Genomic DNA, 15,912 nt, shown 5'->3' on the forward strand with positions numbered 1-15,912 from the left:
GCCGATGGTAGTGTGGGGTCTCCCCATGTGAGAGTAGGGAACTGCCAGGCATCAATTAAGTAAAGAGGCCATCCGGAAGGATGGCCTTTTTGCGTTTATACGATGCATAAAATTCAGTTCGGCTAAGGCAAATTCGCTATCCGGCAATCAGACCGCACACCACCCCACAATAAACGCCGCAATCTCATCGATATTGTTCAAATCCAAAACCGGCACGTCCAGCGACAACGCAATATCACTGGCCACCGCAATCACATGCTCGTCCAGCGTCAGTTCGGCAATATCATGCCCGGCATCGCGTCTGAACAGCAGGATCTTTGCAACAGCCTCATGCTTAAACCCCTCAACCAGCACCAGATCCAGCGTGGTATGGTCCATCCTGCTCACCAGATAAGCGAGATCCAGCGGCGCTTCGTCAGGGGTTTCCGACATTAACGCCCAACGTTGCTGACTCGCCACCATCGTTTGTGCTGCACCTGCCTTACGCAACTCATAACTGTCTTTCCCCGGTTTATCGACATCCATATTATGGTGCGTGTGCTTAATCAGCCCGGGGCGTAAACCTCTGGCGCACAGGGCAGGTATAAGTTGTTTCAGCAGCGTGGTTTTTCCGGTGCCGCTCCAGGCTGAGATAGCTAAAACAGGCGTCATTTTTTCTCCTGCATTGTCTGTAAATCTTCCAGCGTATTGACGTTCACAAACGCAGATTTCAGATCGCTAAAATCAACGGAATGGCCGCCTGACTGGCGCATAAAGACCATTACCCTGCGTTCGCCTGCCGCCAGATAATCCTGCAACGCTGGGATTAACGTTCTGTGTATCAACGCAATCGTCGGGTGGTCGCGCTCGCCGTCATGCGCCCAGACCACGGGGGAATCACCGCGCTGCTGAACCATCCGCTCAACCAGACACGCGGGAATAAATGGCGTATCGCATGAACAGAAGACAAACCATTCCCCCCGATCCTGCTGCATGACTGAGAGCATTCCAGCCAGCGGCCCGGGATAATCAGCTAGCGTATCCTGATAGACAGGCAGCCCGCTACGCTGATAAATATCGATATGGCGGTTAGCACTCAGTACCCTTGCAGATACCTGGCCCGCAAGCGCATCCGCAACGTGCTGCCATAAGGGTTTTCCATTAAGAAGCTGGAGGCCCTTATCTTTTCCGCCCATACGCGTCGCTCTCCCCCCGGCCAGAACGACCCCAATAATTTCCTGGCTCTGATTCACTAATATCGCCTCTTTTATTGTGGGTTTGACCCTGTTAACGTATCTCTCTAAATGAAAGGAGCACGACCATGAAATGTAAACGTCTGAATGAAGTTATTGAACTCCTTCAGCCAGCCTGGCAAAAAGAGCCGGAGCTGAATCTGATGCAATTTTTACAGAAACTGGCGAAAGAGTCAGGTTTTGACGGTGAACTGGCAGACCTTTCTGACGACATCCTGATCTACCACCTTAAAATGCGTGATTCTGCGAAAGATGCTGTTATTCCTGGTATTCAGAAAGATTATGAGGAAGATTTTAAAACCGCATTGCTGCGCGCACGTGGCGTAATTAAAGAGTAAAAGCTTGTAAGCGGCCCCACCGAAATCGCCACAAGATGATATCCTGAATCATTCGTATAATTTCCGGATGATCGGATGAACGACCAGGCTTTTACTTTCCAGACACTACACCCGGATACCATTATGGATGCCCTCTTTGAGCAGGGAATTCGGGTGGATTCTGGGCTTACTCCGTTAAATAGCTATGAAAACCGCGTTTACCAATTTCAGGACGAAGATCGTCAGCGCTTTGTCGTAAAGTTTTATCGCCCTGAGCGTTGGTCTGCAGAACAAATCCAGGAAGAACATCAGTTCGCCCACGATCTGCTGAATGACGATGTTCCCGTTGCCGCGCCGCTGATGTTCGATAATCAAACGCTGCTCACGCACCAGGGGTTTTACTACGCCGTATTTCCAAGCCTGGGTGGACGGCAGTTTGAAGCCGATAATATCGATCAGATGGAGTGGGTTGCGCGCTACCTTGGCCGCATTCATCAAACGGGACGCAAAACGCCGTTTATTGCACGCCCGACAATCGGTATTCAGGAATACCTTCTTGAACCCCGCCAGGTATTTGCTACCTCAACCCTTATTCCTAAAGCATTAAAAGATGATTTTCTTAATGCGACCGATAAACTGATTGATGCGGTGACAGCCTGCTGGCGGGATGATATTCCCACCTTGCGGCTGCATGGTGATTGCCACGCCGGGAATATCCTCTGGCGCGATGGTCCGCTGTTTGTCGATCTCGATGATGCCCGTATGGGGCCAGCGGTTCAGGATCTGTGGATGCTGCTTAACGGCGATAAAGCCGAGCAGCGAATGCAGCTTGAAACCATCATTGAAGCTTACGAAGAATTCAGCCCGTTCGATTCAGACGAAATTGCCTTGATTGAACCTTTACGTGCGATGCGTTTTGTTTATTATCTCGCATGGTTAATCAGGCGTTGGGATGACCCCGCATTTCCCCGGAATTTCCCATGGCTTACCGGGGAGGATTACTGGCGTAACCAGATATCCACATTTACTGAGCAGGTTAAGGTTTTACAGGAACCCCCTTTGCAATTAACGCCGATGTATTAATAGGACACACCCAGGAGAGAGTTGATCATGAAAAAAATTTGGCTGGCGCTGGCAGGTATGATTCTGGCATTTAGCGCTTCTGCTGCGCAGTTTACCGACGGCAAGCAGTACATCACGCTGGACAAGCCCGTTGCTGGCGAGCCTCAGGTGCTGGAGTTCTTCTCATTCTATTGCCCGCACTGCTATCAGTTCGAGGAAGTTCTTCATGTTTCTGACAACGTGAAGAAAAAGCTGCCGGAAGGCACCAAAATGACTAAATACCACGTTGAGTTCCTTGGCCCACTGGGCAAAGACCTGACTCAGGCGTGGGCGGTTGCGATTGCACTGGGTGTAGAAGATAAAGTTACTGCGCCACTGTTTGAAGCCGTACAGAAAACCCAAACCGTCCAAAACACCGCGGATATTCGCAAAGTATTCGTAGATGCGGGCGTAAAAGGTGAAGATTACGATGCGGCCTGGAACAGCTTTGTCGTGAAATCCCTGGTTGCTCAGCAGGAAAAAGCCGCTGCCGATCTGCAGCTGCAGGGCGTTCCGGCGATGTTTGTTAACGGTAAATACCAGCTGAATATGCAGGGTATGGATACCAGCAGCATGGATATCTTCGTACAGCAGTACGCCGATACCGTGAAATACCTGGTCGAGAAGAAGTAATAAAACAAAACGCCGGTCAATGACCGGCGTTTTTGTATGAATCTTTGATGTTGTCTATCTGCTCGTCTTTCTCTTTCCAGAGCGTATTAAGCCACTGCTGGAAACGACGTTTGAAGTTCTTGTCATTCACGTAATCGCCGTGTAGCCCGGTATCAATGGGAACCAGGTCAACGCGAACCACAATGCGCGTCAGTTTCCCGCTGAGCATATCGTAAAACGGCGTCTTGTCATTTTCCGGATAGCAAAGCGTAACGTTAAGTAGCTTGTCGAACTGCTCACCCAGAACGTTAAGCGCCATCGCAATACCGGCAGCCTTCGGTGGCAGCAAATTTCGGAAGGGAGAACGCGTCTGCAAATGCTTCTCGTGGGTAAAACGAGAGCCCTCGACAAAATTCACAATGGTTGTCGGGTGCGCGCGAAACTTCTCGCAGGAGAGACGCGTGGTTTCCACATCCTTGCCGCGCCGCTCAGGGTGACGAATCAAATAGCTGCGTGAATAGCGTTTCATAAACGGCATATCCAGCGCCCAGCAGGCCAGGCCGATAAAAGGCACCCAGGCCAGCTGCTGCTTGAGAAAATATTTATTCATGGGAATGTGGTTGCGAAACAGCACGCATAAAATCACGATATCCGCCCAGCTGCGATGATTGCAGATAAGCAGGTACCAGTTCTTTTTGTCCAGCGCTTCCAGACCTTCTACATCCCATTTCAAATGCGGATTCAAACGCAGCAGGAGCGCCAGCCCTTCGCACCAGCAATACATCATAAAATTGCAAAACGTGGAAACCGCTCGCCAGACACCAGGCACGGGAAGCAGCAGTTTAATTATTCCGGCGACGATAATGGGCACAGAACAGGCGACAGTAACCAGAATAGTTAAAATGACGCTTAACAGCAGTGTTAATGCAGCGAGTAATCTCGACATGGTGAGCTTTTTCAAATAGTTAGCTTAAATTGGCAGCCGGCTACCCGGTGCTGGGCGCTGATTCTATCAGAAATTAGCCAGATAAATGGTGCTTTCACGCGGCAAGCTTGCCGCTTTTAACGGGCAGGCCCGAATTTCCAAACGCCATTCAGCGAACGGTTCTTATATCCACATAGACTAAAAAGTCAGCAATAAGACATATTATTTAAGATCGCCATTTATATTTCTGATTTTAAAGATGAAATTTTAAATTGAGTAACGATCGTTGCGCTCGTTTTTAAAATGAATTGAAAGTATTCACAAACTTATCCACAGTTTGATCTTTGCGAGCGATCTTCACGATCGCAAAATCTTTTGCTGTATCAGGCGCTAATAACTGATGTTTTCATCCTTATGTGGCATCCTTTACCCATAAATTGATTAAAGGCACGCACACTATGGTTCAGATCCCAGAAAACCCTCTTATTCTCGTCGACGGCTCTTCATACCTGTATCGGGCGTATCATGCGTTTCCTCCTCTGACCAATAGCGCAGGGGAACCAACCGGCGCGATGTACGGCGTGCTTAACATGCTGCGCAGTTTGATTCTCCAGTATCAGCCAACCCATGCGGCTGTCGTTTTTGATGCGAAAGGCAAAACGTTCCGCGACGAGCTGTTCGAGCATTACAAATCTCATCGCCCGCCAATGCCAGACGATCTGCGTGCGCAGATCGAACCGCTGCATACCATGGTAAAAGCGATGGGCCTTCCGTTACTGGCGGTTTCAGGCGTTGAAGCGGATGACGTGATCGGCACGCTGGCGCGCGAAGCTGAAAAAATGGGCCGCCCCGTTCTGATCAGCACCGGCGATAAAGACATGGCGCAGCTGGTGACGCCGGGGATCACCCTGATTAACACCATGACCAACACCATTCTGGGGCCAGAAGAGGTGGTGGCTAAATATGGCGTGCCGCCAGAGTTGATCATCGACTTCCTCGCCCTGATGGGCGACTCGTCGGATAACATTCCTGGCGTACCGGGTGTCGGTGAAAAAACCGCTCAGGCGCTGCTGCAGGGCCTCGGTGGATTAGACACGCTATACGCTGAGTCTGACAAAATCGCCGGTCTCACCTTCCGTGGCGCAAAAACCATGGCGACGAAACTGCAAGATAACAAAGAGGTTGCCTACCTTTCCTATCAGCTGGCAACCATTAAAACAGACGTGGAGCTGGAACTGACCTGCGAGCAGCTTCATGTTCAGGAGCCTGCTGCTGAAGAGCTGCTCGGCCTGTTTAAGAAATACGAATTCAAGCGCTGGACCGCCGATGTCGAAGCAGGCAAATGGCTTCAGGCTAAAGGGTCTAAACCGGCAGCGAAGGTGAAAGAGACCATTGCGGTGGATGCCGAAGAACCAGAAGACGAAGAGGCCGTCACGCTCTCGTTTGAACACTATGAAACCATTCTCGACGAATCACTGCTGGTTGAATGGATTGAAAAGCTGAAAAAAGCGCCGGTATTTGCCTTTGATACCGAAACCGACAGCCTCGATAACATCTCTGCCAATATGGTAGGTCTCTCCTTTGCCACAGCGCCGGGCGTGGCCGCCTATGTGCCTGTCGCGCACGACTACCTTGATGCACCCGATCAGATCCCGCGCGACCGCGTGCTGGAGCTGATGAAACCTGTTCTGGAAGATGAAAAGGCGCTTAAGGTGGGGCAAAACCTGAAATTTGACCGCGGCATTCTGCAAAACTACGGCATTGAGCTGCGCGGGATCGCCTTTGACACCATGCTGGAATCCTACATTCTGGACAGCGTGGCTGGCCGTCATGATATGGATTCACTCTCCGATCGCTGGCTGAAGCACAAAACCATCACCTTTGAAGAGATTGCGGGGAAAGGCAAAAATCAGCTGACCTTTAACCAGATCGCCCTCGAAGAAGCGAGCCGCTACGCGGCGGAAGATGCTGACGTAACGCTGCAGCTGCACTTGAAAATGTGGCCGAAACTGCAGAAGCACGAAGGTCCGCTGAATGTGTTCCAGCATATTGAAATGCCGCTGGTGCCGGTGCTGTCTCGCATTGAGCGTAACGGCGTGAAGATTGATCCAACCGTACTGCATAACCACTCTGGCGAGCTGGCGCAGCGCCTGACCGAGCTTGAGCAAAAAGCCCATGAGCTGGCGGGCGAACCGTTTAACCTCTCGTCACCGAAACAGCTGCAAACGATTCTGTTTGAAAAGCAGGGGATCAAGCCGCTGAAGAAAACCCCTGGCGGCGCGCCGTCGACCTCTGAAGAGGTGCTTGAGGAGCTGGCGCTGGATTATCCGCTGCCAAAAGTGATCCTTCAGTATCGCGGGCTGGCGAAACTGAAATCGACCTACACCGACAAGCTGCCGCTGATGATCAACCCGAAAACGGGCCGCGTGCACACCTCTTATCATCAGGCGGTTGCGGCAACCGGGCGTCTCTCATCGACCGATCCGAACCTGCAAAATATCCCGGTGCGCAACGAGGAAGGGCGTCGTATTCGTCAGGCCTTTATTGCGCCGGACGATTATCTGATTGTTTCTGCGGACTACTCGCAAATCGAGCTGCGCATTATGGCGCATCTGTCCCGTGATAAAGGCCTGCTCACCGCCTTCGCGGAAGGTCAGGACATTCACCGGGCAACGGCTGCCGAAGTCTTTGGCCTGCCGCTGGAGAGCGTGACCAACGAACAGCGCCGTAGCGCGAAGGCGATCAACTTCGGTCTGATTTACGGGATGAGCGCCTTTGGTCTTTCTCGTCAGCTCAACATCCCGCGCAAAGAGTCGCAGAAGTATATGGATCTCTACTTCGAGCGCTACCCGGGCGTGCTTGAATATATGGAATGTACGCGCGCGCAGGCGAAAGAGAAGGGCTACGTAGAGACGCTGGACGGCCGCCGTCTCTACCTGCCGGACATCAAATCCAGCAACGCAGCACGCCGTGCGGGTGCTGAACGCGCCGCGATCAACGCCCCAATGCAGGGCACCGCAGCGGATATCATCAAACGCGCGATGATCGCCGTGGATGCCTGGTTGGAAAAAGAGAAGCCGCGCGTAAAAATGATTATGCAGGTACACGATGAACTGGTGTTCGAAGTGCACAAAGACGATCTGGAATCGGTCTCCCGCAAGATCCACGAACTGATGGAAAACAGCATGACGCTGGACGTGCCGTTGCTGGTGGAAGTCGGAAGCGGTGAAAACTGGGATCAGGCTCACTAAGCGTTCACGGAATAACGCGCGTTTTATGTAAGTAAGCAACATAATGACGCGCGTTTTGTGACGATCATTAGAATTACCTATGTAAAGAATGAAAAAAAACTACGAAAAGTGCTTTTTCTACAGATAAAAAAGGGGTAGAGTTAACGACGTAGGGTACAGAGGTAAGATGTTCTATCTTTCAGACCTTTTACTTCACGTAATCGGATTTGGCTGAATATTTTAGCCGCCCCAGTCAGTAATGACTGGGGCGTTTTTTATTGCGGCAAAGAAAATGCCGGGCAAAAAAAAGCGCGGACTGTGCCGCGCCTGAAATTACTCTTCTTCCGCTTCGGTTGCGGGTTCCAGGTCGTTAAACCAGCTGTCGAGCTTCTGACGCAGCTTATCCACGCCCTGCTTTTTCAGCGAAGAGAACGGTTCAACCTGCACGTCGCCGTTGAAAGCCAGCACCGCTTCGCGAACCATATTCACCTGCGCTTTACGCGCGCCGCTTGCCAGCTTATCCGCTTTTGTCAGCAGCACCAGTACGGCAATATCACTCTCTACCGCCCAGGCGATCATCTGCTGATCGAGATCTTTAAGCGGGTGACGAATATCCATCAGCACCACCAGGCCTTTCAGGCACAGGCGTTTCTCCAGGTATTCACCCAGCGCGCGCTGCCATTTGATCTTCATCTCTTCCGGGACCTGGGCATAACCGTAGCCCGGCAAGTCGACCAGGCGTTTGCCTTCTGCCACTTCAAACAGGTTAATCAGCTGAGTACGGCCAGGTGTTTTTGAGGTACGGGCCAGGCTCTTCTGATTTGTCAGCGTATTCAGAGCGCTGGATTTCCCCGCATTGGAGCGGCCAGCAAATGCCACCTCAATACCGGTATCGGATGGCAGGTGGCGGATATCGGGCGCACTGGTGACAAAATGCGTCTGTTGGTAGTTCCAGGTAGTCACGTGGTCGTCTCCAAAATTCGTAATCTGGGGGGATTATACCTGAATGCGGGCAAAAGGCTTTTCCCATCGTAACAAGCCTGTAAGCTAAAACCATGAGGTTTGTAAGAGATCTGCCATCCATACTATGGGAGATTTAAGAGAAATCGCAGAGGCGAAAAAAGGCAATTCATTTAAAATCAGATAGTTGGTAATGAGTAATTATCTGAAAATCCGTTTTTGTACTCTTTTGATGCTTGTTAGTTTAAGTGAACAAGGTAAAGTGTGCGTCAAGGCGAGGACGCCAACAGGATAACGACTTAAGGATAAGGGTCAGGAGCGCCAGGAGGCGAAGACTCAGGATTGTCAGGATGACCAGCGCCTGGAGGCGTTTTAACAGGAAACGGAACCGTATCACGGACGGTATCAGCCAACGGATAAACAGGGTTTGTTGTAGGCGAACACGGAATGTGTAACCCGTTAAGGGTTGAGAGTCAGGAAAAAAGGCGACAGATTGCTCTGTCGCCTTTTTTCTTTGCTTGCTTTCTGCTAGATTTCGCCGCAATTCTATACTGAATAAAACGACGTTAAGATAAAACATCATGAAAAAACCGACATCCGCAGCGGGTGCTAAGCGCCCTGCAAAAGCACGCCGCAAAACGCGCGAAGAACTCAACCTGGAAGCGCGCGATCGCAAACGCGATAAAAAACATCGTGGTCATGCAGCGGGTAGCCGTACAAGCGGTGACGGTGCAGCAGGCGCTTCTGCGAAAAACAAACAGCAGAAAGATCCGCGTATTGGCAGCAAAACGCCCATTCCTCTGGGCGTGACAGACACCCCGGTCACTAAGCAGCACAAACCAAAGAGCGAGAAACCTATGCTTTCACCGCAGGCTGAGCTGGACATGCTGGAGAACGACGAGCGCCTGGACGCGCTGCTGGAACGTCTTGAAGAAGGTGAAACCCTGACCGCAGAAGAGCAGTCCTGGGTGGATGCCAAACTGGACCGCATCGACGAGCTGATGCAGAAGCTTGGTCTGTCTTACGATGATGAAGACGACGAAGAGGAAGAAGAAAAGCAGGAAGACATGATGCGTCTTCTGAAGGGTGGAAACTAACATTTGCACCCGGCAGGTACAGTCGTCCTGCTTATAACCCTTCCGGTTATATGTTATCTGGTGTGGTTATTCGTTAAACTACGGCGGTTGTCGCGGCGACAGACGTGGCTGCGCACCCGAATGATGGCCCGCAATGGGGCCAGAACGGGCCGCCGTATACGAACGCGACACCAACGGAAGGAGTGAGCATGTCTGTACCATCAATCGACTGGGATTTGGCCCTGATTCAGAAATATAACTATTCCGGGCCGCGCTATACCTCATACCCCACGGCGCTGGAGTTTTCCGACGCCTTCGGTGAGGCTGATTTTCAGCAGGCCGTCGCGCGCTACCCCGAGCGTCCGCTGTCGCTCTACGTCCACATTCCGTTCTGCCACAAGCTCTGCTACTTCTGCGGCTGCAATAAAATCGTGACCCGCCAGCAGCATAAGGCCGATCAGTATCTGGATGCGCTTGAGCAGGAAATCCTGCACCGCGCACCGCTGTTTGCTGGCCGTCAGGTTAGCCAGCTGCACTGGGGCGGCGGCACGCCAACCTATCTTAATAAAGCACAAATCAGCCGTTTGATGACGCTGCTGCGCGGCAACTTCAGGTTTAACGACGATGCCGAAATCTCGATCGAAGTCGATCCGCGCGAAATTGAGCTGGATGTGCTGGATCACTTACGCGCAGAAGGTTTTAACCGCCTGAGCATGGGCGTGCAGGACTTTAACAAAGAGGTGCAGCGTCTGGTGAACCGTGAGCAGGACGAAGAATTTATCTTTGCCTTGCTCAACCACGCCCGCGATATCGGCTTTACCTCGACCAATATTGACCTGATCTACGGCCTGCCGAAGCAGACGCCGGAGAGCTTTGCCTTTACGCTCAAGCGCGTGGCCGAACTTAATCCGGATCGCCTGAGCGTGTTTAACTACGCGCATCTCCCGACGCTGTTCGCCGCTCAGCGCAAAATTAAAGATGCCGATTTGCCTTCTGCCCAGCAGAAGCTGGATATCCTGCAGGAAACCATCGCGTCGCTGACCGAAACCGGCTATCAGTTTATCGGTATGGACCACTTCGCCCGTCCGGATGACGAACTGGCGATTGCCCAGCGTGAAGGGGTCTTGCACCGCAATTTCCAGGGTTACACCACCCAGGGCGATACCGATCTGCTCGGGATGGGCGTTTCCGCCATCAGCATGATTGGCGACTGCTACGCGCAAAACCAGAAAGAGCTGAAGCTGTACTATCAGCAGGTGGATGACACCGGCAACGCGCTGTGGCGCGGCATCGCGTTAACGCGCGATGACTGCATTCGTCGGGATGTGATTAAAGCGCTTATCTGCAACTTCCGCCTCGATTTCAGCGAGATTGAAGCGCAGTGGGATCTGCAGTTCAGCGAGTACTTTGCGGAAGATCTGAAGCTGATTGCGCCGCTGGCAAAAGATGGGCTGGTGGACGTCACCGACAACGCGATTGTGGTTACGCCAAAAGGGCGTCTGCTGATCCGTAACATCTGCATGTGCTTTGACGCCTATCTGCGGCAAAAGGCGCGTTTACAGCAGTTCTCGCGGGTGATTTAAGCGGCAATGCCGGGTGGCGCTTCGCTTACCCGGCCTACGTTTCACGCTTTTGTAGGCCGGGTAAGGCGAAGCCGTCACCCGGCTTCTCATCGCCAGCTCTCTAGCTAAGCAGCCCCACCAGCGCTGCACACAGGACGGCAGCAACGGCGGTTTGCGGTGTGTGGCTTTCAGCGGCTCCGCTTGAGAGCAGAGTGATTAATGATTCCAGCATGATGGTCCCCCCAAATTTCCGGGCACGATCATACAAAACTCATCGGAACAGTAAAGCGCAAAATAACGGCAATTTGCGCTCAACTAATAATCTTTACACAGCGGTAAAGATCACTCCATTCCCAGCTCTTTTAGCTTACGCGTCAGGGTATTACGGCCCCATCCCAGCAGGCGAGCCGCCTCCTGTTTATGTCCCTGCGTATGGCGCAGCGCGGTGGTTAACAGCGTGCGTTCCATCTCAGGCTGCGCTTCGGAAAGCAGGTTTTGATGACCGGAACGCAACGCGCGGTCGGCCCACTGCGCCAGAAGCGTCGCCCAGCTGTCCGAAATCGTAGAGCCGGTGTTGCTTTCTGGGGCGGTGGCCTCAAAGAGTTCTGCCGGTAAATCCTGAATCAAGACTTCCTGGCCCGCCGCCATCACCGTAAGCCAGCGGCAGGTATTTTCCAGCTGACGCACGTTACCCGGCCATGCCAGCCGGGTGAGGGCCGCATCGGTCTCCGGATGGAGCAGTTTGGCTTCCACACCGAGTTCACGCGCGGCGACCTGCAGGAAGTGACGCGCCAGGCGGGGAATATCCTCCCGACGCTCACGCAGCGGTGGGAGATGAACGCGGATGACGTTCAGGCGATGGAACAAATCCTCGCGGAATTTGCCCTCCTGCACGCGCAGCTCCAGGTTCTGGTGGGTGGCGGCAATAATGCGCACGTCCACTTTTACCGGAGCGTAGCCGCCCACGCGATAAAACTGACCGTCAGCCAGCACGCGCAGCAGGCGGGTCTGAACATCCAGCGGCATATCGCCGATTTCATCCAGGAACAGTGTTCCCCCGTCGGCCTGTTCGAAACGCCCCTGACGAATGGTATTCGCCCCGGTAAACGCCCCTTTTTCATGGCCGAACAGCTCGGATTCAATTAAATCTTTTGGAATGGCCGCCATGTTCAGGGCGATGAAAGGCGATTTTGCGCGCGGGCTATGGCGATGCAGCGCATGCGCGACCAGCTCTTTACCCGTTCCCGATTCACCGTTAATCAGAACGCTGATGGACGAACGCGACAGGCGGCCAATAATGCGAAACACATCCTGCATGGCAGGCGCTTCACCGATAATATCCGCCGTCGGGCCAAAAACGGGCGCGTTACGGGGCTGCTGCTGCTCCTGATAGTGGCTGATGGCGCGCTCAACCAGCGCAACCGCTTCGTCAATATCAAACGGCTTAGGCAGATAATCAAATGCCCCTTGCTGGTAGGCGCTGACGGCCGCATCCAGATCGGAGTGCGCCGTCATTATGATGACCGGAAGCATAGGATGGCGCTGCTTGATCTGCTTTAACAGCGCCAGACCGTCCATACCCGGCATGCGAATATCGGAGAGCAGCACGTCCGGCGTTTTTGTGGTCAGGGCATCAAGCACGTCGCTGCCGCTTTCAAACGTCGTACAGGTTAATCCCGCCCCCGTGAGTGCGCGTTCAAGCACCCAACGGATGGAGCTATCGTCATCGACTACCCAGACTATCCCTCGTTGCATAAACGTCACCTTTATTTTTTAATCGGCAGGAAAACCGAAAACTCGGTATGTCCCGGCCAACTGGTAAATTCAATTTTGCCGGAGTGTTGGTCGATCAGATTACGGGCAATGGATAACCCTAAACCGGTACCGCCCTCGCGGCCGCTGACCATCGGGTAGAACAGGGTGTCCTGCAAATGCGGCGGAATACCCGGCCCGTTATCTTCAACGTCGATACGCGCCGCCAGACGATAGCGTTCGCCATGAAGCGTCAGCTGGAACGCGGTACGGGTGCGCAGAATGATTTCGCCGCCCTCCGGGCCTAACGCCTGGAGCGCGTTGCGTACAATATTCAGCAGAACCTGTTCAATCTGGTCCGGATCGTGCGCAAGTTCCGGCAGGCTTGGGTCGTAATCACGCACCAGCGTGACGTTCTTCGGCAGCTCCATCGAGACCAGCTTCACGACGCGCTCAGCCACTTTGTGGATGCTTTCAGAGATGTGCATGCCAGGCTGTTGCGGCCCGAGCAGGCGGTCAACCAGATTACGCAGGCGGTCTGCCTGCTCAATGATGACGTTGGTGTACTCGGCAAGCTCCGGGTCCGGCAGCGCTTTGGTTAACAGCTGCGCTGCGCCCCGTAATCCGCCCAGCGGGTTTTTGATTTCATGTGCCAGGCCGCGCACCAGATCGCGGGCGGCAATCTGCTGAGCGTGCTGGAGCTGCTCCTGACTCAGGCGTCGTTGGTTATCCATCGGGGCCATTTCCAGCAGGATAAGGCCGTCAGGCAGGCGCTGCGCCGTCAGCGAAAGAATATGCGACCGCCCGTCGATCACCAGCGTCACTTCGTTATCGGTAAACCCCTGGCCCGCCAGCAAGCTTTCCTGCATCAGTGCGATGTTCAGCGAAAAATAGCTCAGCAGTTCAGGAAGCGGGGTACCAAACAGTTTGCGCGCGCTTTGGGCGAGCAGTTGCTGCGCCGCCGGGTTGGCGTAATGCACCGCCAGCTCGTCGTCGACCAGCAAAATACTGTTAATCAAAGAATTGAGGATCTGCCCAGCATCGGGCAGCGTGCCAGTTGCCATTCAGCAGTCTCCTGGAGTTGGCTGCACTAATTTAGTGCAGTATAGCGTTTTAGACGAAAAAAGCGCGTGAGATCAGTTTGTTGGTGGAGAAAAAAGCCCATCCGAAGATGGGCTGAAAGTTTCCACGGCAACTAAAACCTGCGTCTTTCTCGCGACACCTGCGTTGGCCGCTTTCGTTCACCCCGATCACTTACTGATGTAAGCTCCCGGGGACTCACTCAATTGCCGCCTTGCTGTAGCAAGAAATCCATTGGTTTTTAAACTCTCACGACACATCGTGCAGAGTTTTCATTCTTCATTAAACGCTGTAGTACAGTTCGAACTCAACCGGGTGCGGCGTCATGCGTACGCGGTCGTTTTCTTCGGTGCGCAGCGCGATATAAGCGTCGATAGCTTCATCGGTGAACACGCCACCCGCGGTCAGGAACTCACGGTCTGCGTCCAGCGCCTGCAGGGCTTCTTCCAGAGAGCCAGCAACCTGTGGGATCTCTTTCGCTTCTTCTGGCGGCAGGTCGTACAGGTTTTTGTCCATGGCTTCGCCAGGGTGGATCTTGTTCTTAATACCGTCCAGGCCGGCCATCAGCAGCGCGGCGAAGCACAGGTACGGGTTAGCCGCTGGATCCGGGAAGCGCACTTCGATACGACGCGCTTTCGGAGACGCAACAACCGGGATACGGATAGACGCAGAACGGTTACGGGCAGAGTAGGCCAGCATGACCGGCGCTTCGTAGCCTGGGACCAGACGCTTGTAGGAGTTCGTGGTTGGGTTCGCCAGGGCGTTGATGGCTTTAGCGTGTTTGATCACACCGCCAATGTAGTGCAGCGCCTGCTCGGACAGACCGGCATACTTGTCGCCAGAGAACAGGTTGGTACCGTTCTTGGACAGAGACATGTGGCAGTGCATACCGGAACCGTTATCGCCAAACATCGGTTTTGGCATGAAGGTCGCGGTTTTACCGAAACGGTGCGCCACGTTGTGAACAACGTATTTGTAGATCTGAATCTCGTCCGCTTTTTTGGTCATGGTGTTGAAGCGGGTCGCGATTTCGTTCTGGCCAGCGGTCGCCACTTCGTGGTGATGCGCTTCAACGACCAGGCCCATCTCTTCCATGATCAGACACATGGTAGAGCGGATGTCCTGTGAAGAATCGACCGGAGGAACCGGGAAGTAACCGCCTTTCACGCCAGGACGGTGACCTTTGTTACCACCTTCGTATTTGGTGGAAGAGTTCCATGCGCCTTCGATGTCATCGATAGCCACGTGGGAACCCGAAATGGTCGCGCCGAAACGAATGTCGTCAAACAGGAAGAACTCTGGCTCTGGCCCAAACAGAACGGTGTCTGCAATACCGGTAGAACGCAGGTACTCTTCAGCACGTTTCGCGATGGAACGCGGGTCGCGGTCATAGCCCTGCAGCGTGCCTGGCTCAAGGATATCGCAACGGATGATCAGCGTAGACTCTTCGAAGAACGGGTCAATGAGCGCAGTCGTGGCATCTGGCATCAGAACCATGTCGGATTCGTTAATACCTTTCCAGCCACCAATGGAGGAGCCGTCAAACATTTTGCCTTCTTCAAAGAATTCGGCGTTTACCTGATGAGCAGGAATTGTGACGTGCTGTTCTTTACCTTTGGTATCGGTGAAGCGCAGATCAACAAACTTCACTTCATGTTCGTTCAGCATCGTCAAAACGTGTTCAGCGGACATACTTAACTCTCCAGATTGGTCATTGTCGTCGTGGTAACGAGGTCTTCAAATTCTGCTTTGGCCTGGCTGCGAGCCATTTTTTTGGCGTATTTTTGTAAAGCGAAATCTGTGCCAACTTTTAAAACACCCCCAAAAGGCGTTATCATGCGCACCATAGTGCAAAAGACCTGCACTACAATGGATTTGTTGCACCAGTATAGTGCTTCAATGTGAACATTGAGCACCATATTGGTGCAATTTACGTTAAAGTGCCCTGTTACCGCTCCGTGAAAGCGATCACAAAGCATCTCTGCAATACTTGTTTGCGGGGGATGTTTGTGATCCTGTTTTGTAGTGCGATTAATCCGTGTACAATAACGCGCTATTTCTAAAT

15 protein-coding genes are annotated in these 15,912 nt (G+C 53.0%); 6 read left to right on the forward strand and 9 right to left on the reverse strand.

Annotated elements, in window-relative coordinates; translation table 11 throughout:
- Positions 1-147: 147 nt before the first annotated feature.
- Both mobB and mobA read right to left on the reverse strand, forming a co-directional pair.
- Complete coding sequence (gene mobB / locus QLG21_RS21605) at positions 148-651, reverse strand: molybdopterin-guanine dinucleotide biosynthesis protein MobB (RefSeq protein WP_137903736.1); 504 nt, start codon at positions 649-651, stop codon at positions 148-150.
- Positions 648-1,232 carry a molybdenum cofactor guanylyltransferase MobA gene (gene mobA / locus QLG21_RS21610; protein WP_137903737.1) on the reverse strand — a complete coding sequence of 195 codons (585 nt, stop codon included), beginning with the start codon at positions 1,230-1,232 and terminating at the stop codon, positions 648-650. Before mobA ends, mobB begins: the two co-directional genes overlap by 4 nt.
- Positions 1,233-1,300: 68 nt before the next feature.
- Here mobA and QLG21_RS21615 point away from each other — a divergent pair, with 68 nt between their 5' ends.
- The 3 genes from QLG21_RS21615 (at position 1,301) to dsbA (ending at position 3,283) form a co-directional block, all read left to right on the forward strand.
- Positions 1,301-1,570: a YihD family protein gene (locus QLG21_RS21615; protein ID WP_003861904.1), complete on the forward strand. Its 270-nt coding sequence runs from the start codon at positions 1,301-1,303 to the stop codon at positions 1,568-1,570.
- Between the two features lie 75 nt (positions 1,571-1,645).
- Entirely contained in the window at positions 1,646-2,632 is a 987-nt protein-coding gene (locus QLG21_RS21620) for a serine/threonine protein kinase (protein ID WP_137903738.1), read from the forward strand.
- Between the two features lie 27 nt (positions 2,633-2,659).
- Entirely contained in the window at positions 2,660-3,283 is a 624-nt protein-coding gene (dsbA, locus tag QLG21_RS21625) for a thiol:disulfide interchange protein DsbA (protein WP_006179098.1), read from the forward strand.
- Positions 3,284-3,299: 16 nt separating this feature from the next.
- Here dsbA and QLG21_RS21630 read toward each other — a convergent pair whose 3' ends face one another.
- Positions 3,300-4,208, reverse strand: coding sequence for an acyltransferase (locus QLG21_RS21630; protein WP_282485202.1), 909 nt, complete (start codon positions 4,206-4,208; stop codon positions 3,300-3,302).
- A gap of 437 nt (positions 4,209-4,645) precedes the next feature.
- Between QLG21_RS21630 and polA the strand changes: the two genes are divergently transcribed.
- A complete protein-coding gene (gene polA, locus QLG21_RS21635) occupies positions 4,646-7,438 on the forward strand; it encodes a DNA polymerase I (protein ID WP_282485203.1) in 2,793 nt (930 codons plus the stop codon).
- Between the two features lie 312 nt (positions 7,439-7,750).
- On the opposite strand, the gene yihA is transcribed toward polA, so the two are convergent.
- Positions 7,751-8,380, reverse strand: coding sequence for a ribosome biogenesis GTP-binding protein YihA/YsxC (gene yihA / locus QLG21_RS21640; RefSeq protein ID WP_006179101.1), 630 nt, complete (start codon positions 8,378-8,380; stop codon positions 7,751-7,753).
- Positions 8,381-8,958: 578 nt separating this feature from the next.
- On the opposite strand from yihA, the gene yihI reads away from it, so the two are divergent.
- Positions 8,959-9,474 carry a Der GTPase-activating protein YihI gene (gene yihI / locus QLG21_RS21645; RefSeq protein ID WP_282485204.1) on the forward strand — a complete coding sequence of 172 codons (516 nt, stop codon included), beginning with the start codon at positions 8,959-8,961 and terminating at the stop codon, positions 9,472-9,474.
- Positions 9,475-9,662: 188 nt separating this feature from the next.
- A complete protein-coding gene (gene hemN / locus QLG21_RS21650; protein ID WP_282485205.1) occupies positions 9,663-11,036 on the forward strand; it encodes an oxygen-independent coproporphyrinogen III oxidase in 1,374 nt (457 codons plus the stop codon).
- A 100-nt stretch (positions 11,037-11,136) separates the two neighbouring features.
- On the opposite strand, the gene QLG21_RS21655 is transcribed toward hemN, so the two are convergent.
- The 5 genes from QLG21_RS21655 to QLG21_RS21675 all read right to left on the reverse strand — a co-directional run bounded on the left by QLG21_RS21655 (position 11,137) and on the right by QLG21_RS21675 (position 15,826).
- Positions 11,137-11,247, reverse strand: coding sequence for a YshB family small membrane protein (locus QLG21_RS21655; protein WP_042322634.1), 111 nt, complete (start codon positions 11,245-11,247; stop codon positions 11,137-11,139).
- Positions 11,248-11,357: 110 nt separating this feature from the next.
- Positions 11,358-12,770, reverse strand: coding sequence for a nitrogen regulation protein NR(I) (gene glnG / locus QLG21_RS21660; RefSeq protein ID WP_006179104.1), 1,413 nt, complete (start codon positions 12,768-12,770; stop codon positions 11,358-11,360).
- An 11-nt stretch (positions 12,771-12,781) separates the two neighbouring features.
- On the reverse strand, positions 12,782-13,831 hold the full coding sequence (gene glnL, locus QLG21_RS21665; RefSeq protein WP_088209358.1) for a nitrogen regulation protein NR(II): 1,050 nt from the start codon (positions 13,829-13,831) through the stop codon (positions 12,782-12,784).
- A 298-nt stretch (positions 13,832-14,129) separates the two neighbouring features.
- On the reverse strand, positions 14,130-15,539 hold the full coding sequence (gene glnA, locus QLG21_RS21670; RefSeq protein WP_137903744.1) for a glutamate--ammonia ligase: 1,410 nt from the start codon (positions 15,537-15,539) through the stop codon (positions 14,130-14,132).
- Positions 15,540-15,541: 2 nt separating this feature from the next.
- Positions 15,542-15,826 (reverse strand): hypothetical protein, encoded by a 285-nt coding sequence (locus tag QLG21_RS21675; RefSeq protein WP_042322639.1) that lies wholly within the window; start codon positions 15,824-15,826, stop codon positions 15,542-15,544.
- Positions 15,827-15,912: the final 86 nt, after the last annotated feature.

This window comes from Enterobacter sp. V87_3 (assembly GCF_029967835.1).
In the GTDB taxonomy this organism is placed as follows: Bacteria; Pseudomonadota; Gammaproteobacteria; order Enterobacterales; family Enterobacteriaceae; genus Enterobacter; species Enterobacter cancerogenus.